Source organism: Exiguobacterium sp. s46 (assembly GCF_018618875.1).
Classification (GTDB): Bacteria; Bacillota; Bacilli; order Exiguobacteriales; family Exiguobacteriaceae; genus Exiguobacterium_A; species Exiguobacterium_A abrahamii.
On record NZ_JACSMY010000001.1, the window covers coordinates 373,621 to 393,707 of the forward strand.

A 20,087-nucleotide genomic window follows, 5' to 3' on the forward strand; every position below is an offset into this window, starting at 1 on the left:
TTACTTTTGCGAGATAGGGAATAACAGATGAGGAAAGGATGTGACCTGATGAGTACGAAAAAGAAAGGGATTTTGCTCTCATTTTTGATGCTGACGCTGCTCCTTGGGGGTTGTATTCGCATCCAATATGATGCGACGATTCATACCGATCAGAGTGTTACCTTAAAGACGACATATGCCGCAAAGGAACACCCGGTAGCGCGTTTACTGAACCTAAATCCGAATTGGAATAGTTATGTTAAGCAGGCAGAAAAGAACGGTTATGCGGCGAAAACATTTAAGACGAAGGATGACTATGAAGGAATCCGGATGCAGAAGACATTCGCGAACTTCAAGGACATGACGTCGATCAAGGACGAATGGAAGACAGGTATCGGAGGGATTCTCATTCCACCTGATACGAAGTTCGACATGAAAAAATCGGACGGTTTTTGGTTTGATACGTATCGACTGGATACGAACATCGATCTCAGTATCGATCGTTTGAATATCAAAGGCTATCAACCGACTGGACAGGTCAAGAAACTCGCCGACCGGTATATCCGTCAAGCCGATATCGAGATCAAGCTCCACGGTCCGAAAGTGATCGGTCTCCAAAATGGAGAAAAGATCGACTGGTCGAATTATCATGATGTGTCATGGAAATTATACGGAACGAAAGCCAACCAGCTACAGTTGATTGCGTATGTACCGAATCCGACAGGTTGGATCATTACCGGTATCGTGTTATTAATCGGTGTCGGATTATTCCTCTACTGGGTCTTTCACCGTGTCCGTCGTTTGCGCCGGCAACAGTTGAAGACGATCAGCATCTCGCTCCTCGTCTGTTTGATCGTCGGGGGAGGCGCGTGGTGGGTGTTCGCGGAGGATACGTCAAGTGCGCCGCCACCAACGCGTCAGATCGTCACACAAGGAAAGAGTGAAATCGTGCCGACGTTCCTCGTCCATGGGTTATTCGGGACGGAGCGGACGTTCGTGCCGATGATTCAAAACTTCACGAATAAAAAAGTCGCCGATGATGGCGGTCGATGTGACGTGACCCGTTCCGGGAAAGCGACCTGTAGCGTCAAACCATCATCGACCGGCTACCCACTTGTCCGAATCGTCTTCGCAGATGATGAGGCAAGCCTTGTCGATCAGCAAAAGTGGTTGAATGCGGCGATTGCAGCTTACGATGCGAAACAAAAAGCGACCTTTGCCGATATTCAGCTCGTTGGGCACAGCATGGGTGGTGTCGATGTCGTCGCCTACACGGTCCAAGAGGAGATGCCGTATCACGTCCGAAAAGTCGTGACGCTCGACTCACCGATCGCCGGTTCGGATTACGCGAAGCTCGGCTTGACACTTGCGCCACTCGGCACGAATACGAACAGTCCTGCCATACGTGATCTTGCGAAAGGTTCTCCAGCAATGAACAATCTGACCCAACGGCTTGAGACGTGGCCACGCGACGTGCTCGTCTATTCGTTTGGTGCCAAAGGAGGCGACTTCAATCTGATTTCGTTAAATAGTTCGTTTGCACTCGAGAACTACACGGATAACATTCAGACGAAATCCTATAAGTATGATCACTTCACGATTCATCGCCGGGAGCCGGTCTTCCGCGAAATCCGCAATTTCCTGTTTAAAGAAAATCGAGTCACGGAGGAGGAACCATCATGAAACAGGTCGTCATCGTCGGCGGAGGAATTGCCGGTCTAACGGCTGCGGCATTGATTGCACAAGAAGGACATGCCGTCACGGTACTTGAGGGAAGTCGTGAATGGGGAGGATCAGCCGGGAAGTTCACGCGCCGGGACTTGACGTATCCAGTTGGAGCGACCCTTGGGATGGGATTTGAACCGGGTGGCATTCATGCCCGTGTGCTCGATCATCTCGGAGTGACGCACCAGGTCAAGCCACTCGACGTCGTCATGACGATTCGCATCGAAGGACGATTGATTCATTATTATCAAAATCGCGATGTCTTTCTAACCGAATTGACGTCACATTTTCCGGAGCAAGCATCGTCGATTCGGGCATTCTTTGCTGAAATCGAGCAGATTCATGAGGCGATTCGTCCACTGATGGCAGAACTGCCGGCATTGCCACTTCAAGATTTAGCCGACGTCCGGCGGTTAGTCCGTCACACGAAAAGTGTCGTCCTCTTACCGTATTTTCCGCTGACGATTGGTCATCTGTTACGCAAACATCGATTAGCGGATACGCTGTTCGCACAAGTGATCGACGGGATCTTGCTCGACAGCATGCAGACTGGGCAGGAAGCATCTGCTTTACTAGGAGCCGTCGCCTTATCGATTTACCACGAGGGTGCTTATTATGTCCCGGGTGGATTATACCGACTGGCCGAGCAATTGAAAGAGACAGCCGAGGCGAGCGGGGCAACCTGTCTCCTTGGGCGAAAAGTCACGTCGATTCGTAAGACGCCGGATGGTTTCTTGATCGAGGATCGTCGCGGACGCTTGATGCTTGCTGATGCTGTCATCTGCGCAGTTCCGCTTGAAGGCATCAGGGAAGTCGTCAGTTCGGATATGAAACGAACGTTACGACGGACGTATCAGCGACAGGAAAAGCTACAGCAATGGGCGACGTTTACGTATTATGCGGCGATTCCGGAGTCGATCATTTTGTCTGACGAAGCATTCCGGCAAGTTCATGATCCGTCCTTACCTTCAGGTCATGCCTTCATCTCCCTCTCCCGTCCGGACGACCGATTACGTGCACCAGCCGGTCAGCGGACGCTGACGATGTCATGTCATGTTCCGATTGGTACGTTTGATAAGACGGACCGGAAACGCTACGACGAACAGGTCGAGGTGATGTCGGCGATCTTCGAAGCTATTCTTGAACAACAGTTTCCTGGCTTCGTGCAACAGGCGATCGAACGCCATCCGGGTGGACCCGGTGCGTGGGTACGCTATACGTTCCGTCCGGACGGTGGAGTCGGGGGATATCCGCAACGTCCGAGTACAAGTCTCTTGTTCGCGGCTCCGTTTCGTACGGGCATCGATCACTTCTTTGCGATCGGCGACACGATCTTTCCGGGTGCCGGGACGATTGGGGCGACGACGTCTGCGATTCATGTTGCCCGACAGTTTAACGTCAGATTATGAGAAATCGTCGTAAAATGATGAAAGAAGCGACGCATCTGTCGCTTTTTTCACATTTGAGGATTATGATGAGGAAGAGTCGGGAACATGATATCCATGAACAGAAAGAGAGAAGGAGTGAAGAACCATGGAGACATTCGAGCAAAAATGTCAGTCGTTCATTCAGGAACGACGACCTGAAGTCGGTCCGATTCAATTCGAGTCGGCGCGTACGTTTCTCAATGCACGCGGTTTAAGCGTTTACGAACGGATTTATCAAGGGAAAGAGGAAGTCCGATTAGCGTTCGTCGAGCAGACGAATGGTCAACAACTCGTGTCATTAATGGAAAATACATTCGGCAACGGACTGGTCTATTTTGTCTCAACGGCAACCGCGACATGGGATGGCGACCGTTTTGGTGAATACACGTTTTAAGTACATAGAGAGTCCCAGTCGATGACTGGGGCTCTTTCGTGTCGAAACCTAATCCTTGTCCCGTTCGTAAGGTAGATAAGTGACTCAGTTGAAGGAGGAAACGATGTGTCATCACTTGAACAACCTAAAACATCGACACGGCGGCTTGCGACCGTCTCGTTGATTTTCATGGCGGTCGGATTCATCGTCTCATTGCCATTTAAAGAAAATGCGTGGGTCTTTTGGCTCCAGAGTGGTTTTGAAGCCGGACTCGTCGGTGGGATTGCTGACTGGTTCGCGATCACGGCGTTGTTTCGCCATCCGCTTGGCTTAAAGATTCCCCATACGAACCTGTTGCCGAAAAATCGGGAACGGGTCATCGAATCAATCGTTCATATGCTCGAGACGGACTTGCTCAATAAAGAGAGTATCGTCGCGAAACTCCAGCACATGACGCTCGCAGATCGTGTCATCAAAATCTTACGTTCGATTCTCGTTCTGCCTGCTTTTCGAGCGACCGTCACCGAACTGTTGATTGGTTTAATTCGGAAACTACCGAAAGAGGCGATTCTTGAGTTTGCGAATACACGGGTGACGGAGACGATCAAAGCGTATCCGTCAAAACGGCTGGCTGTCCGAGCGATGGAGTTAAACGAGGAACGTCGCCTCGACGAGTGGCTGATGGATCAGTTACTCGATTATGGGCAACGTCTGCTCGAAGACCCTGTCATCCGCGATCAGATTGGGCGCCTTGCCTATACGGCGATGATCGATCAAGAAAAGAATACGTTCTTGCGAGTGACCGCGCGAACCGTACAAAAAGTCTATTCAGAAGAAAAACTCAGTCTGGTCATTCAAGGTGTCTTGCTGACGGTCATTCAAGATATGCGACACGTCCATCACCCGAATCGTTTAGCGATTCTTGATCATCTGCGTCGAAATCTGGCACAGTTGTCGATTGATGAAGAGCGTCTAGCGAAAATCGATGCCTGGAAGGCAAGCGAGGTCGACCGGTTTGACTTCGTTCCGGTCATTGAACGCGCGTATGATGCTGGTCTGATCGAACTCGAACGCTACTTGACGTCAGATGCCTTCTGGACGGAACGGGCGATGCCGATGCTTTCTCGCGCTTTAGACGACTGGGAACAGCATCCGACGTTCAAGGATAGCAGTGATCAATGGATGAAGGAGCAACTCGTTCGTTTCGTTGAACAAAATCACCAAAAAATCGGTGGACTCGTCCGCGAGAACTTAAACCGGTTCGATACGGAGACACTGATTCATATGATCGAGGATAAGGTCGGCAGTGACTTGCAATGGATTCGGGTCAACGGGGCATTGTGTGGATTCATCATCGGTTTGATTCTCGGTGCGATCAAGGTGTTCGTCGGATGAGCCGGTGGACATATGATGTGACGTTGTCGGAAGCATTTGATTTTAAAGGAGTCGTGTCTCGTTTGACGGGAGACCCGTTACAAATCGAACAGGATGGGCGACTCGTCGTTCCGATCTTCATCAACGATCAGGCATACATCACGACGATGGAAGCCATCGATGGTTACACGTTACGGATTGACGGTTCAGGACCGCAAACAGCGGTGCTGACGCAACTCAATCGACGCTTTCGACTCAATGAGCCGAATCCTGCGCAGCGTCTCAAGGCGACGTCGTTACACGCGATCGTCGAACAGTTCGGTGACGAACGACTCGTGCTTGATCATTCACCGTTCACGGCCTTGATTCGCTCGATCATTCATCAACAAATCAATCTGTCATTTGCCCATACGTTGACGGAACGTGTCTTTCGAACATTCGGAACGGTCAAGGACGGAATCATTCTTCCGCCGACACCGCGTCAATTAGCAACGGCGCGTCGCGAGGACTTGCTTGCTCTGCAACTATCAGGACGTAAAGTCGATTATCTGCTTGGCGTAGCGACGGCAACAATCGATTATGATGCATTGACGTCAGCCGACGACGCAGAAATCGCTGAGACTTTGATTGCACTGAAAGGCGTCGGACCATGGACGGTCCAAAACGTCCTGATGTTCGGGTACGGTCGTCCAGATTTGTTTCCGGCATCTGACATCGGGATATTACGGGCTTTCGAACAGTTACTCGGTTACCGACCGACTGTTGAAGAGGCGACGCGACTGGCAGAGGAATTTGCCCCTGTCCGCAGTCACGCCGCCTATCTATTATGGCGTTCGATTGAATAAGGAACTATTCTTGTCACTCTATCGTGAGAACGGTATAATGAATGCGACAGAACGAGGAATCGTTCAGAATGCTAAGGGAAGCGACGTGTTCGCTAACGATAGAGGGGACGAATGTGGATGTATACAGATGAACAAATCATCGAAAAAGCCAATGAAATCGCCAAAATGATTTCAGAGACACCGGAAGTAGAACGATTTAAAGCGGCAGAAGCCAACATCAATGGGAATGAAAAAGTCCAAAAGATGATGAAACAAATCAAGTTCCTTCAAAAAGAGGCAGTCAACTGCCAGCATTACGGCAAAACAGAAGCACTCGCACGTGTCGAAGCGAAGCTCGATAAATTGTTCGCTGAGCTCGATGAGATGCCTGTCGTCCAACAGTTCCAAGAAACACAAGAAGAAGTCAACGGACTTCTCCAATACATCACGGTGACGATCTCGAACGGGATTACGGATCAAATCATCGAAGCGACGGACGGAGATGTTCTCGCTGGTAAGACAGGTAGCGGCATGGAAGCAGAAAACAAAAGCGGCGGTTGCGGCTACTAATCACGAAATGAACGAAAAGCCGACGGACATCCGTCGGCTTTTTCTACGAATGAGGTGGAAGAATGGAAGCAGTACACAACACTCCGATGATGAAACAATACTTCTCGATCAAGGCGGATTATCCGGATGCCTTTTTGTTTTATCGACTCGGTGATTTTTACGAATTATTCTTTGAGGATGCCAAAAAGGTCGCCCATGAGCTGGAGTTGACGCTGACGGCGAAAAACGGCAAGAACGCGGAACATCCGATTCCGATGTGTGGCGTGCCCCATCACGCAGCGAACGGCTACATCGAACAGTTGATCGAGCGTGGTTATAAAGTGGCGCTTTGTGATCAAGTCGAGGATCCGAAGTTGACGAAAGGACTCGTCAAACGCGAAGTCATCCAAGTCATCACACCGGGAACGTTGATGTCCGCCTTGACGGAAAAAGAGAATCGGTACTTAGTCGCGGTCGTCGAACAGGACGGTCGCTTTGGGATTGCTCGCGGTGATGTCTCAACAGGTGAGAGTGCCTTGACAAGCGTTGCGACACTCGACGGTGTAGTCAAAGAACTGAGCATCATTTTGCCACGGGAAATCATCGTCACGACAGAGGAACACGAGACGGCGCTCGCGCACTTACGGATTCCACTGACGCGTAGTTCTCGGCGCGAATCGCATCCGCACGGGGATCGTGCGATTGATGCAGCCCAAGCGGAAGCCTTTGCAGTGCTCTATGCCTACATGCACGATACACAAAAAAGAGCGTTGACACATCTACAACCCGCTGTCGTCTATGAAGCGAGTGACTTCATGCAACTCGAGCCAAATACGGTCAAGAATCTTGAGCTCGTCCGCTCGGCACGGACAGGAGACAAAAAAGGTTCGTTGCTTGGTTTACTTGACGTGACAGGTACAGCGATGGGCGGACGGATGTTGAAACGCTGGCTTGAAAAACCGTTGTTATCGGAACGTGTCATCACCGAGCGGCTCGACGCTGTCGAGGAATTGTTGCAACACTACTTCGAACGTCAGCAATTAAAAGATACGTTACGAGAGGTCTATGATCTCGAGCGACTCGTCGCAAAAGTCGGTTACGGTACGGCGTCTGCGCGCGACCTCGTTCAATTGAAGTCGACGTTACGGCTGATTCCCCGCATTCAATCAGCGCTCGAGGAGATGATGAGCGAACGTCTTGGTCAACTCAGTCTCGGACTTGATCCGCACGATGAGTTGAGCGATCTACTCGATCGTGCTTTCGTCGAAGCCCCACCGATCTCAACGAAAGAGGGCGGAATGATTAAGGCTGGTTATTCAGCAGATCTCGACGAGTTACTCGTCGCCTCAAAAGACGGAAAGACATGGCTTGCGACACTTGAAGCCAGTGAACGGGCAGCAACCGGCATCAAGACGTTGAAGATCGGCTACAATCGCGTCTTCGGTTATTACATCGAGGTCTCACGTGCCAATGCCAAGCTGTTGCCGGAAGGACGGTATGAACGGAAGCAGACACTTGCCAATGCCGAGCGTTACATCACACCGGAACTGAAGGAAAAAGAAGCATTAATCCTTGGTGCGGAAGAGAAGAGTGTCACGCTCGAGTACGATCTCTTCTGTGGAGTGCGCGATGAAGTCAAAGGACACATCGAAAGCTTACAACGGGTCAGTCGCCGGATCGCGGAACTCGACGTCCTCGTCGCACTGGCTGAGATTGCCGAGACGCACGACTATGTCCGACCAATCACGACGACGGGACGAACGGTTGATATTCAGCAAGGACGTCACCCGGTCATCGAAACAGTCTTACCGCGCGGTGAATACGTCGCGAATGGGATCACCTTAAACGAAGGACGCGAGATGCTGTTGATCACTGGACCGAACATGTCCGGTAAATCGACCTATATGCGACAGTTCGCCTTAATCGCCTTATTGCATCAAATCGGCTCGTTCGTACCAGCTGCTCAAGCGAAACTGCCGATCTTCGATCAAATCTTCACGCGGATCGGGGCGGCAGATGACCTCGTCAGTGGACAGTCGACATTCATGGTCGAGATGGTCGAGACACAAGAAGCGTTGACGCGTGCGACGGACCGGTCGTTGATCCTGCTAGATGAAATCGGTCGCGGGACCTCGACGTACGACGGGATGGCACTCGCACAAGCGATCGTTGAACACATCGCCCGGCACGTTGGGGCGAAGACGCTATTTTCGACTCATTATCATGAACTGACGGTGCTCGAAGAATCGATTGATCGATTAGCGAACGTTCACGTCCGTGCCGTTGAACAAGATGGGCGTGTCGTCTTCTTGCATGAAGTACGCGACGGAAAAGCCGACCAATCGTACGGAATCCATGTCGCGCGGTTAGCTGATTTACCGGACAGCTTGATTGAGCGGGCGCAAGTCCTCTTGTCCGAGTTCGAGCAGGCAGAGCCTATTCCGGTCGCAGCACCTGTCAAAGCTCCTGTTCAGGAGGAGCCGGTTGATCAACTCAGTCTGTTCTCAGAAGCGGATCCGCTGCGTGAGACGATGGCGAGTCTTGATTTAATCAACATGACGCCACTCGAAGCATTGAATACGCTGTACCGCCTACAAGCCGAAGCGAGAAAGTGAGGAGAATGCAGTGGGAATCATTCGTGAATTATCCGATAGTTTAGCGAACCGGATCGCGGCGGGAGAAGTCGTCGAACGACCAGCATCGGTCGTCAAGGAACTGGTCGAGAACGCACTTGATGCCGGTGCGACACAAATCGATGTCGAGCTCGAAGAAGCTGGAATGAAACGGATGACGATCCGCGACAACGGACACGGGTTTTACCCGGATGACGCTGAACTGGCTTTCGTCCGTCACGCGACGAGTAAGATTAAGGATGAGCATGACTTATTCCGAATCAAGACACTTGGTTTTCGCGGAGAGGCACTTGCCTCGATCGCGTCCGTCAGTAAAGTGACGTTGAAGACGAAACGTGAGGACGCGGAAGGGATTCAAGTGACGCTTGAGTACGGGACGGTCGTCGAACGGACACCAGCAGCAATGAACCGGGGAACGGAATTGACGGTCGAGCATCTCTTCTTCAATACACCGGCACGGCTGAAGTATTTGAAGACGACGCATACGGAACTTGCGGCAATCACGGACGTGCTGAACCGGATGGCGTTCGCTCATCCAGACGTCAAACTTCGGGCTACCCATGAAGGGAAGACGTTGATCCAGACGAACGGATCAGGAGACGTCCGGCAAGCGCTGGCGAGTGTCTACGGTCATCAAACGATTCAAGGAACGTTGGTCGCCAAGGGCGCGAATGCCGATTATCAATTGACGTGTCATCTCGTCAAACCGGAAGTGACCCGTGCCTCGAAGAATTACATTACGTTGATTCTCAATGGACGTTCGGTCAAAAACTTCGCCCTGACGCAAGCGGTCTTGAACGGTTACCATACGCTCTTGCCGATCGGGCGGTATCCGATTGCAGTCATCGAGGTGACGATGGATCCACTCCTGATCGATGTCAACGTTCACCCGGCGAAACGAGAAGTCCGTCTTTCAAAAGAGATGGAGCTCTGCCAGTTGATTCAGGAGACGATCAAGATGACGCTCAGCCGGGAGACACTGATTCCGAAAGTGACGCCACCGAAACCAAAAAAAGATCCGAGTAGCCAGGAAAAACTTGATTTTTCTTACGTCGCGGAACCAGTCGAAGAAACGTCATCGCGAGCGGTCTGGAATTATCCGATTCCGAAAAAGCCGCAAGAGGACGATCGACCACCTGTAGAGAAATCATTACCGTTTAGCAACGAGGATGATCTGTTCGAGCCCATCGAGCCGGTCAAGCAGGAGTTTACTGAATCGATTGAGGAACCACCCGCGCGTCCGCGCTTTCCGCATCTCGACGTCATCGGTCAACTCCATTCATCCTATATCGTCTGTGCCGGGGAAGACGGGATGTATATGATTGATCAACATGCAGCACAGGAACGAATCAAATACGAGACGTATAAGGTCATGTTCGGTCGACCACCGGAACAGAGGCAACAACTGCTCTTACCGTATACGTTTGAAATCTCGTCGGATGACATGAAACGGATGGAGGAAGTCCTTCCGTTGCTAAAAGACGTTGGCATCGAGTTCGAAGCATTCGGTCCACAAAGCTTCATCGTCCGAGAAGTTCCGACGTGGTTCCCGTCCCATCGACAGGAAGAGACGATTCAGGAATTACTCGATGAAGCCTTGATGAAGCGAAAAATCGATCTCGAGACGTATCGGGAAGATGCCGCCATCATGATGGCATGTAAGAAATCGATCAAGGCGAATCATCCGTTGAACGATGAGATGATGCGCCGGTTGATTGACGATCTAGCGAAAACGGAAATGCCGTTCACGTGTCCGCACGGACGTCCGGTCATCATCGAATGGACGACGTATGAACTTGAGAAGTTATTCAAACGGGTCATGTGATCAAGATGAGGAGACGATTCCATTCAGGTGTCGTCTCAGATTAAAAAAGGGAGCTGACTCAAAAGTCAGTCTCTACAAATAAGAATGATGTGTCTTTTCACGCACTTTCCTCAGGCGAGACACAAGGCAGTTTTCCTGCTTCATTTAGACAGGAAAACTGGCTTGTTTGTCTCTAAAGCGCATAAATGTGCTTGTTCTTGTAGGAGTTGCGTGTGACACGTCATTTTTTTTTAATCAGTCTCCTTTTCGTTCGTCTCGAATCATTTATTGTACTGATACACGACTGACTGGTTTATGTTTGTGCTAATACAAAAAAGGTATGGATTTTCATGAGAACGGTTACTTCAGTTGATTAACTAGATTTCATTGATTGTTGAAGGAAAGAGGCGGATAATAAGACCCGAAACTGTTAACAAGGGGACCTTTATCATGCTTTCACGCGTTATGCGTATCATTCAAATCATTGCTCAAATCGCACTTATTTTTTGTTTTTCACTCAGTGGGGACTGGGTGAGCGAAACTTTCCAGTTACCATTACCCGGTAACATCATCGGCTTGATTCTGCTGTACGTGACGTTAAAAAGTCGATTGCTTCCTCTCGTCGCTGTTGAACGGGGCGGAACCTTTCTGCTGTTCGTCATGCCGTTATTCTTTGTCCCAGCACTGTCCGGAATCATGGATTATACGGCATTCCTTCGAACATCTGGTCTTCAAGTCGTGTTGATTGTTGTCGTCAGCAGCCTGCTGACGTTAGTCGGCTCAGCGTACATCGTCGATCGCTTGGCACACCGGAAAGAGGCGGTGACCCCACATGAGTGAGACACTGTTCTGGATCATCCTAACCATTCTTTTATTCAGTGGCGCGATGTTTCTTTACCAACGTCATCCCCGTGTCTGGACGTTGCCGATCCTGACGGTGACGGCTGGCCTGATCGTGATTCTCGTCTATAGCGGCGTCTCACATGCAGAATACATGCAAGGAGGACAATACTTGTCGAAGATGCTCGGTCCAGCGATCACGGCATTTGCGATTCCACTCTATCGGGTCCGGCATCACGTCCGCCGTTTTTTACCGGAAATCGGACTCGGTGTGTTGCTTGGAACCTGTATTGCGATGAGTTCAGATTTGTTACTCGGTCTTCTGCTTCATCTCGAGCGGACGACGAACCTTGCCTTGTTACCGAAATCGGTCACGTTACCCGTTGCCTTAGCGATCTCACAAAAAGCAGGCGGGACGACGACGTTGACGGCTGCCTTCGTTTTATTGACCGGATTGACGGGATCAATCGTCGGACCAAAATTAATGACGGGCTTGAAAATTCGGCACTTCGTCAGCCGTGGAGTAGGCTTGGCATCGATTGCTCACGTCATGGGCGCGACGAAATCGATGAGTCTTGATCAGCGCGAAGGGGCGGTCGGTCTGTTGACGATGGTCTTGACGGCTGTCTGTGCCAGCATTCTCGCACCGTTTTTAATCACATGGTTATATGGCTAAACACTCTGTTTTTTAAACGGAGTGTTTTTTTTGTAACCGATTGAAACTTGTCGACCACTTTTGCAGTATAGTACAACAGAAAACAGGGTGGAGGAGAATCAGATGATCATTTGGATTAACGGTACGTTTGGCGTCGGGAAGACGACGGCAGCAAAAGGGCTACAACAACGCTGGAGCGGATCACACATCTTTGATCCAGAGGAGACAGGCTATTTTTTACGAGCGCAACTGCCGGAAAACAAGGATGATTTTCAGGATGAGCCGTTGTGGCGCACGTTTAATCGACAGCTCCTCGAACAGCTCGATACGGAAGATGCGCGGATCATCGTACCGATGACATTGACGAATCCAGCGTACTTTCAGGAAATCATCGGGACGTTACGAGCGAACGGTCATGACGTCCGTCATATCGCCTTGATGGCGAAGGAGACGACTGTCAAACGTCGGTTGATTAGCCGCTTTGAGCGTCCAAACTCGTGGGGCGGTCAACAAGCGGAACAACGACTACGGCAATTATCCGATCCGCTGTTCAGTCAACAGATCGAGACGGATGATCTGACGAAAGGACAAATCGTCGATGCGATTGCCCTCGTGACCGGGATCGGACTCTCGCCTGCCCGACCATAAAGGATTCAATAAAGATGTTTCCGGGAATCATTAGATGATAATAGATGAGGAGGAAACAATCTTGAACGAAGGGCAACTTATTGCTAGGAGGATTTATGAATATGAAACACTGGATGACTGAGAAATTAGGCAGACAGTTGATGGCGATTTTTTATAGTGTCTTTGCACTAAGTGTCATCACATCGGTTGCCAGTTATTTATACGTGGATAATGCAGACGGTCGGACGAAGGAACAAGTACTCGACCAGTTACAAAAGACACAATGGTTCTGGTTCTTGAACTTGATGATTTTTTTATTTTGTCTACTGTTCATCGTTCGCCCATTGATTCATCGGGTGACGTCACAACTCCGCGAATTGAACGTCAAGAGTCGTCGCCTTGCAGAAGGCAAGTCGATTTCGCTCGAGCATGATGTCGACAGCCATAATGAAGTCGGTCAATTAACGGCATCATTTTACCAGATGGCACGGTCGATCTCATCACAACATGCGGAATTGTCAGCTAAGAATCAAGAAATGGAACACAATCAGGAAGTATTGAAGCAAAAACAGAACGAGCTTGAGCGTGCTCTTGAATTGACGCGGACGAATGAACTCCATTTGCAGGATCGGAATGAACTGATCGAAACGCTTGCTTCAAAGGAGAGTTTATTCGATTATTCATCCGTCATCAGTACGATCGTTCGGTTGACGAAGACGGAATTCGGTGCACTGTTATTGATCAAGAATAATGAAATCGCTCAAGTCGTTCCAAAAGAAATGACAGAAGAACAACAAGAGAGTCTGAAGACGGAGTCGTTACTACTAAAGCGAGTCATGATTTCAAAGGAAACCGCACATTCCTCAAAAAAGGTCGCGAACGACGATCTCATCAAGTATCCGTATCACGTCTATGAAGGTGTCATTCCAATCATGGATCCGGCAAAAGAAGAATTGATTGCCTGTCTCTATCTAGCACGGTTTGACGCACCATTCAACCAACAGGATCTAGCGGAACTGGAATCGTTCTCGAAACAAATCGCGATCTCATTGATGCGAATGTCACTCTACGAACAGATGGAATACGAACGAAAAGAGACGGCACAACTGTTGAATTCCGTTCGGGAAGCAATTCTCTACATCAAACACGAAGAGAAGACGATCTTAGGAAATCAGGCGTTATTCGATATCTTCCAGTCGTTACAAGTCGAAGAAGACAACGATTCGATGACCTTCCTCGAAGTCCGACCGGAAACGATGTTCGAGCAGATGGACCAAAAGGAAGCGTTTGAAGCATACTTCGAAGAAGTCTTATCGGGTGAGATTCCGGAGGGCATGTTCTCCTTGTCGATCGACCAAGGTGAATACTTCATTCAAGTCTATGCCGAAGCCATTGCGCACGGGGGACATTCAAAAGGAACGATTCTCGTCTTTCGTGACGTCACGGCTGAGACAGAAGTCGACCGCGTGAAGTCGGAACTCGTCTCAACGGTCTCTCATGAACTTCGAACACCGCTCTCTTCAATTTATGGCTTTACGGAGCTCATGTTGAAACGGGATTTGGATCCTGAGCGGAACAAGCGATACTTGCAGACGATTCACGATGAATCAAAACGTCTGACCGATCTCGTCAGTGACTTCTTGAACGTCCAGCGGATGGAGTCAGGAAAGCAAGAGTATGACAAACAAATCTTTGACCTGAAAGAAATCGTCAAGGAACAAATTCAGTTCTATCAAGCAGCGACGGAGCAACACAGTCTGCAGCTTGATTTGAATGATGAACAGGACTTCATGGTCGAGGCAGATGCGAACAGCATGAAACAGTTACTCGGTAATCTCTTGAATAACGCGGTGAAGTACTCACCGGACGGCGGGGATGTCGTCGTGACGATGACCCACCAGCACAATCAGATCGAACTCAGCGTTCGTGATTTCGGGATCGGGATTCCAAGCCATTCGATGCCGCATTTATTCAGTAAGTTTTACCGGGTCGACAACTCAGACAGCCGAAAGATTGGCGGGACAGGTCTTGGATTATCGATCTGTAAGGAAATCGTTCGCGCACATGATGGCAATATCGAAGTCGAATCGATCCTTGGAGAAGGAACGGTCTTCCGGGTCAAATTGCCGAGTGCGACAGACGCGTTACTCGAAGCAGAATGAAGAGACGAAGAAGAGGCGATATCATGCGCCTCTTCTTTTTTGTCGTTTCACGTGTGAGATTCGTCCAAATTCATGCGTTTGGCTAAAACGAGTAAGATGCAGACATTTGAACGATAAATCGGACAGATTGATGACAGAACGGCTGAAACAGTTGAAAAAATCGTAAATTGTGCAGGGATTGCGAACGTTTCTGTACTCTCGCTATAGTGATTACAAAAAAGCGTGAGAGGAAGAAGAATCATGGAGAGCTTAGAAGCGTTACTCACACCACCGCAAGATATCGAACAAGAGAATGCAAACATTGATGGCAAAACACCGCTTGCGAAATTACAGCGGATTGCTGGAGAAGCAGCGCGACAGATGATGCGACAACATCTCGAAGCAGATGTCTTGCAGGCGCTTGACGACAACATCTTGTATATCCACGACGCCGATTACTACGTGACGGGTACGACGACTTGTGCCCAGATTCCGCTCGGTCAGCTACTCTCAAACGGATTTCAGACGACACACGGTTCAATCCGACCAGCGCAAGATATCCGTTCCGCCCTCGCCCTTGCAGCAATCATCGTCCAGGCGAATCAAAACATGCAGCATGGCGGACAAGCCTTCGCAACCTTTGACGATGATGTAGCACCATTCGTCGAAAAGACCTACCAACGCGAATGGACCAAACTAAATGACCTCGTGCCGCATTGGAAGCGACGCAAGCGGGAGCGGCGCGCATGGCAGGAGACGTATGAAAAGACGTTTCAGGCGTGCGAAGCGTTCATCCATAATACGAATTCGATGCATTCACGCGGTGGGGGACAGGTACCGTTTTTATCCGTCAATTATGGAACGAATACGACGCAGGCAGGTCGGCTCTTCCAGCGCGCCTTGCTGACGGCGACGGAACGTGGATTAGGAAGAGGGGAGACGCCGATCTTTCCAATTCAAATCTTTAAAGTCAAACAAGGCATCAACCTGTCACCGACAGACCCGAACTACGATTTGTTTCAACTTGCCACCCGCGTGACAGGAAAACGACTGTTTCCGAACTTTGCGTTTCTTGATGCATCATTCAACCGTCAGGAGCAACCGGGGGGAGCCGAAGTCGCGTACATGGGATGCCGGACCCGTGTGTTTGAAGATCGTGGAGATATCCCGTCCGTCACAGGACGAGGGAACTTATCGTTTACGAGCATCAATCTTGTCCGTTTGGCACTCCAAAGTCAAACCGTCGATCAAATGTTCGAAGCCGTCCAAGAGACGACAAGACTTGCATGCCGGCAACTCATTGCGCGTTATGAGTTCCAGGCAAGTCGAACGGCTGACGCGTTTCCATTTTTATATCAACATGTCTGGAAAGACGGTGAGACGCTAAAAAGTACGGATCAGGTGGGTCCGGTCCTCAAGCATGGGACGTTAGCGGTCGGCTTCATCGGTCTCGCTGAATGTTTGACCGTCCTGACGGGGAGTCATCATGGGTATTCCGAACTGGCGCACCGGATTGGTCTTGCCTTGATTCAAGCGATGCGAACGGTCGTCGACAACTATGGCGAGATGACGGGATTGAACTTTAGTTTGCTGGCAACTCCAGCTGAAGGGTTGTCGGGTAAGTTCACACGTCGTGATGCCAGTGACTTCGGTGAAATCAAAGGAGTGACCGATCAGCCGTATTACACGAATTCCTTTCACATCCCTGTTGACGCCCCCGTGACGATCCGTGAGAAGATTCAACTCGAAGCTCCGTTTCATGCATTATGTAATGGTGGACATATCACCTATGTCGAGACAGATGGTGCCCTTGCCGGAAATCCGCAAGCGATTGAAGACATCGTTCGTTTAATGGCGGAAGCTGGAATCGGCTATGGATCAATCAATCACCCGGTCGATCGTTGTCTTGATTGCCGAACGGAGCAGACGATTGAGGATCAGTGTCCGGTTTGCGGAAGTAAATCCATCGAACGGATTCGACGGATCACAGGGTATCTCGTTGGTACGCTGGACCGCTGGAATGAAGCCAAACGGGCTGAAGAGCAGAATCGGGTGAAGCACGATGCTACGCGTTCTTTCCCTTCTTCCTGACTCTGTCGTTGACGGTCCCGGTTTGCGAACGGTCCTGTTTCTTGCCGGTTGTCCACACCACTGTATCGGCTGTCATAATCCATCCTCCTGGGACCCGACAGGTGGAGTGGAGTGGACGATTGAAGAAACAGTAGAACGGATTCAGGCGATCGGAAATCGTCGTTTGACATTGTCCGGTGGGGAGCCGATGCTTCAAGTGGCAGCACTTGTGCAACTACTTGAACGACTTGGACCAGACTATGACGTCATTTTATATACTGGCTATGTACTAGAGGAAATCTTAAGACGTCAACGATGGCATCCACTAATACTGCGACTAGACGGACTCATCGATGGTCCGTTCATCCTGTCGAAACTCGACCGAACGACACGTTTTCGGGGCAGCACGAATCAACGAATTTATGATCGACAGCAGTTACAAAAAAGAGTGTTACACGAAAACAAAAACTCCCCCGTCTGAATAGACAGGGGAGAAGCAAATCATGCATATTTTTGTTCTTGATCGACGGATTCGACGACTGCGAGTGTCGTCGTCCGTCGTTTTTTGATGAAGAACGATAAAATCAATGCCGCGAGTGCAAGTAACGTCGCGATGAAGAACGTATCGTTGATTCCTTCGATCATCGCCTGCATTTGCAACCATTCCGGATTAGCGGCTTCAGGTTGTGAAGCGAGTTCCGGAACGTGATGTTTCGTCCGCGACGTCATGATCGTCACGAGAAGACCTGAACCGATCGCACCCGATACTTGTGACAACGTATTGTTCAATGCCGTACCGTGTGGCGTCAAGTGTTGCGGAATATGGTTCAACCCGTTCGTCATGACGGGCATCATGACCATCGAGATTCCAAGGAAACGTAGCGTATACATGATGACGAGGAACGCGTATGACGTATCCGCCGCTAATTGACTAAACGAGAACGTCGTTAAGACCGTCAGTGATAAGCCGATGATGGCAAGGATCCGGGCGCCGAATCGATCGAACAGACGACCTGTGATTGGTGACATGATCGCCATGACGATCGCACCCGGTAACATCAAGAGACCGGAGTGAAACGGTGAGATACCGCGAATCGTCTGGATATAGATCGGCATCAAGATCATTGCGGAGAACATCGACATGTTCAAGACCATCGAAATTCCTTGCGATAAGGCGAACATCGGATAACGGAAAATCCCGAACTCAAGCATCGGTTCTTCGAGCATGAATTGACGTATAATAAAGGAAGTCAGACTAATCACACCGATGATCAATGATCCGATGACCGTCCAAGATCCCCATCCGGCAGAACCAGCGGAACTAAATCCATACAGCAAACCACCGAAACCAAAGCTTGAGAGAACGAGTGAAAATAAATCGAGTTTGAGTGTGCTACGAACCGTCTCTTTCTTCAATAAGAAGGCACCCGTGAACAGTACGAGTAATGCGATCGGTGTAACGAGATGGAACAACATCCGCCATTCATAATGTTCAAGAATCCAGCCGGACAATGTAGGTCCGATGGCTGGGGCGAACGTGATGACAAGTCCGAAGATGCCCATTGCTTGTCCGCGTTTCTCGATCGGGAAACCGGTCAAAAGAACGTTCATTAATAGTGGCATCATGATCGCAGAACCAGATGCCTGCATCATCCGCGCACCGAGTAGAAGCGGGAAGACGTGTGCTTGTCCAGCGATAATCGTACCGAGTGAGAACAGCGTCATCGCCGTCAAGAACAGTTGACGTGTCGAGAACTTCTGGACAAGGAAGGCTGACGTCGGAATCATGATTCCGTTGACGAGCATATAGCCCGTCGTCAACCACTGGGCGGTGCTTGCCTGAATACCGAAGGATCCCATGATCGACGGTAAGGCGATATTAAGTAACGTTGAGTTCAGGACCGCAACGAACGCACCTGCCATAAGGACAGTTAAAATTAAATAAAGTCGTGATGATTGCTTGCTTGATTGCATTTCGTTATGCTCCTTTTGTACTATGAGTCTAAAATGTTAGACTTGAATTCTATAACTAACTTGGCTATCTTACCAGTCCAAGTCGAATGAATTCAAATTATTTGCTTCATACACTAAAATAAGTGATTGTTAAACCATTGCAATCATTTGAACAGAAAAGGACAAGACCATGAATCCAAAAAAGAAACAACTTCTAGATGCCGCCTATCAGTTATTCGTCGAAAAAGGTTATCAATCGACGTCCATCCAGGACATTCTTGAGCACAGTAACGTTTCCAAAGGAACGTTCTATAACTACTTCTCCTCTAAAAATGAATTATTCATCGATGTATTCAATACCGTCTTTGAAAAGATGCGGACAGCGCGCAAGGAAATTCTCGTCGGACGAGATGTCTCGGATTATGAGACGTTCATTCAACAAGGTAACTGTTACTTGGAACTGATGCAAAAATATAAATTGTATACGTTGTTCGAAGAGGCGATTGCTTCAAATGAAAAAGAACTGAAGACGTTCATGGAGAATAACCGTCTTCTCGAGATCGAATGGACGTTTGAACGATTACGTGATTTATTCGGTCAGACGAAAGAACCGTATCTTCTAGATTTAGCGGTCATTTATACAGGAATGTTGCAATATGCGATGTACTTCTTCCGACAATCCGAACCGAACACACAACCGGAACGTGTTGTCCGTTACGTATTCAATCGATTGACGCATCTCGTCGAAGACGTCAGTCGGACGGAAGAACAGTTGATTCCGCCGCGCTTCCTATCCGTTTGGCTCGACCGTCCACAAGATGAAGTCGTCATTCGGAAGGATTTGTTCGAGAAGACGAGTGCGCATATGAAACGCTTGATTACCCTGTCATCGATTTCCGATGAATCGAAGGAAGCCCATGAAGAGGTGCTTGATTTCATCTATGAAGAACTACTCGAACGGAAGAAACCAAAAATTCATCTTCTACGCCGGGCACTCAAGACGATGGACGAAGATCCGGTCTTTGCGGGTCAGGAAATCATGGCAACCTATAAGGCAATGGTCGATGAGATTGCCCGTGTGCGGACTAAAACTTCCTAAAAAGGTTGCTTTTT

The 20,087-nt window shown here is 49.5% G+C and carries 16 protein-coding genes; 15 read left to right on the plus strand and 1 reads right to left on the minus strand.

Annotated elements, in window-relative coordinates; translation table 11 throughout:
- The first annotated feature begins 45 nt into the window (after positions 1–45).
- The 14 genes from KNQ08_RS01930 to KNQ08_RS01995 all read left to right on the plus strand — a co-directional run bounded on the left by KNQ08_RS01930 (position 46) and on the right by KNQ08_RS01995 (position 17,502).
- Positions 46–1,662, plus strand: coding sequence for an alpha/beta hydrolase (locus tag KNQ08_RS01930; RefSeq protein ID WP_149428111.1), 1,617 nt, complete (start codon positions 46–48; stop codon positions 1,660–1,662).
- Positions 1,659–3,113 (plus strand): phytoene desaturase family protein, encoded by a 1,455-nt coding sequence (locus KNQ08_RS01935; protein ID WP_149427019.1) that lies wholly within the window; start codon positions 1,659–1,661, stop codon positions 3,111–3,113. The genes KNQ08_RS01930 and KNQ08_RS01935 overlap by 4 nt, the downstream gene beginning before the upstream one ends.
- Positions 3,114–3,237: 124 nt before the next feature.
- Positions 3,238–3,525 (plus strand): hypothetical protein, encoded by a 288-nt coding sequence (locus KNQ08_RS01940; RefSeq protein ID WP_029341204.1) that lies wholly within the window; start codon positions 3,238–3,240, stop codon positions 3,523–3,525.
- A 105-nt stretch (positions 3,526–3,630) separates the two neighbouring features.
- Complete coding sequence (locus KNQ08_RS01945) at positions 3,631–4,899, plus strand: DUF445 domain-containing protein (protein WP_244290111.1); 1,269 nt, start codon at positions 3,631–3,633, stop codon at positions 4,897–4,899.
- Positions 4,896–5,723 (plus strand): DNA-3-methyladenine glycosylase family protein, encoded by an 828-nt coding sequence (locus KNQ08_RS01950; protein ID WP_214769178.1) that lies wholly within the window; start codon positions 4,896–4,898, stop codon positions 5,721–5,723. Before KNQ08_RS01945 ends, KNQ08_RS01950 begins: the two co-directional genes overlap by 4 nt.
- Positions 5,724–5,834: 111 nt before the next feature.
- Positions 5,835–6,272, plus strand: coding sequence for a YlbF/YmcA family competence regulator (locus KNQ08_RS01955; protein ID WP_023467714.1), 438 nt, complete (start codon positions 5,835–5,837; stop codon positions 6,270–6,272).
- Between the two features lie 62 nt (positions 6,273–6,334).
- Positions 6,335–8,866, plus strand: coding sequence for a DNA mismatch repair protein MutS (gene mutS, locus KNQ08_RS01960; RefSeq protein ID WP_214804450.1), 2,532 nt, complete (start codon positions 6,335–6,337; stop codon positions 8,864–8,866).
- Between the two features lie 10 nt (positions 8,867–8,876).
- Positions 8,877–10,709, plus strand: a complete 1,833-nt coding sequence (mutL, locus tag KNQ08_RS01965) for a DNA mismatch repair endonuclease MutL (RefSeq protein WP_214804452.1) — start codon at positions 8,877–8,879, stop codon at positions 10,707–10,709.
- A gap of 429 nt (positions 10,710–11,138) precedes the next feature.
- Positions 11,139–11,528, plus strand: coding sequence for a CidA/LrgA family protein (locus KNQ08_RS01970; RefSeq protein WP_050677344.1), 390 nt, complete (start codon positions 11,139–11,141; stop codon positions 11,526–11,528).
- Positions 11,521–12,204, plus strand: coding sequence for an LrgB family protein (locus tag KNQ08_RS01975; protein WP_214769186.1), 684 nt, complete (start codon positions 11,521–11,523; stop codon positions 12,202–12,204). Before KNQ08_RS01970 ends, KNQ08_RS01975 begins: the two co-directional genes overlap by 8 nt.
- A 102-nt stretch (positions 12,205–12,306) precedes the next feature.
- On the plus strand, positions 12,307–12,831 hold the full coding sequence (locus tag KNQ08_RS01980; protein WP_214804454.1) for an AAA family ATPase: 525 nt from the start codon (positions 12,307–12,309) through the stop codon (positions 12,829–12,831).
- 101 nt (positions 12,832–12,932) lie between these two features.
- The gene (locus KNQ08_RS01985) at positions 12,933–14,972 is read left to right on the plus strand and encodes an ATP-binding protein (protein ID WP_064300223.1); all 2,040 of its coding nucleotides are present in this window, start codon (positions 12,933–12,935) and stop codon (positions 14,970–14,972) included.
- A 240-nt stretch (positions 14,973–15,212) separates the two neighbouring features.
- A complete protein-coding gene (locus tag KNQ08_RS01990; RefSeq protein ID WP_214804456.1) occupies positions 15,213–17,042 on the plus strand; it encodes an anaerobic ribonucleoside triphosphate reductase in 1,830 nt (609 codons plus the stop codon).
- Entirely contained in the window at positions 17,014–17,502 is a 489-nt protein-coding gene (locus KNQ08_RS01995) for a 4Fe-4S single cluster domain-containing protein (RefSeq protein ID WP_214804458.1), read from the plus strand. The genes KNQ08_RS01990 and KNQ08_RS01995 overlap by 29 nt, the downstream gene beginning before the upstream one ends.
- Before the next feature lie 20 nt (positions 17,503–17,522).
- Here the strand turns inward: KNQ08_RS01995 and KNQ08_RS02000 are convergent, their stop codons facing one another.
- Positions 17,523–18,995: a DHA2 family efflux MFS transporter permease subunit gene (locus tag KNQ08_RS02000; RefSeq protein ID WP_029341214.1), complete on the minus strand. Its 1,473-nt coding sequence runs from the start codon at positions 18,993–18,995 to the stop codon at positions 17,523–17,525.
- Between the two features lie 169 nt (positions 18,996–19,164).
- Between KNQ08_RS02000 and KNQ08_RS02005 the strand changes: the two genes are divergently transcribed.
- Complete coding sequence (locus KNQ08_RS02005; protein ID WP_214804461.1) at positions 19,165–20,073, plus strand: TetR/AcrR family transcriptional regulator; 909 nt, start codon at positions 19,165–19,167, stop codon at positions 20,071–20,073.
- Positions 20,074–20,087 lie beyond the last annotated feature (14 nt).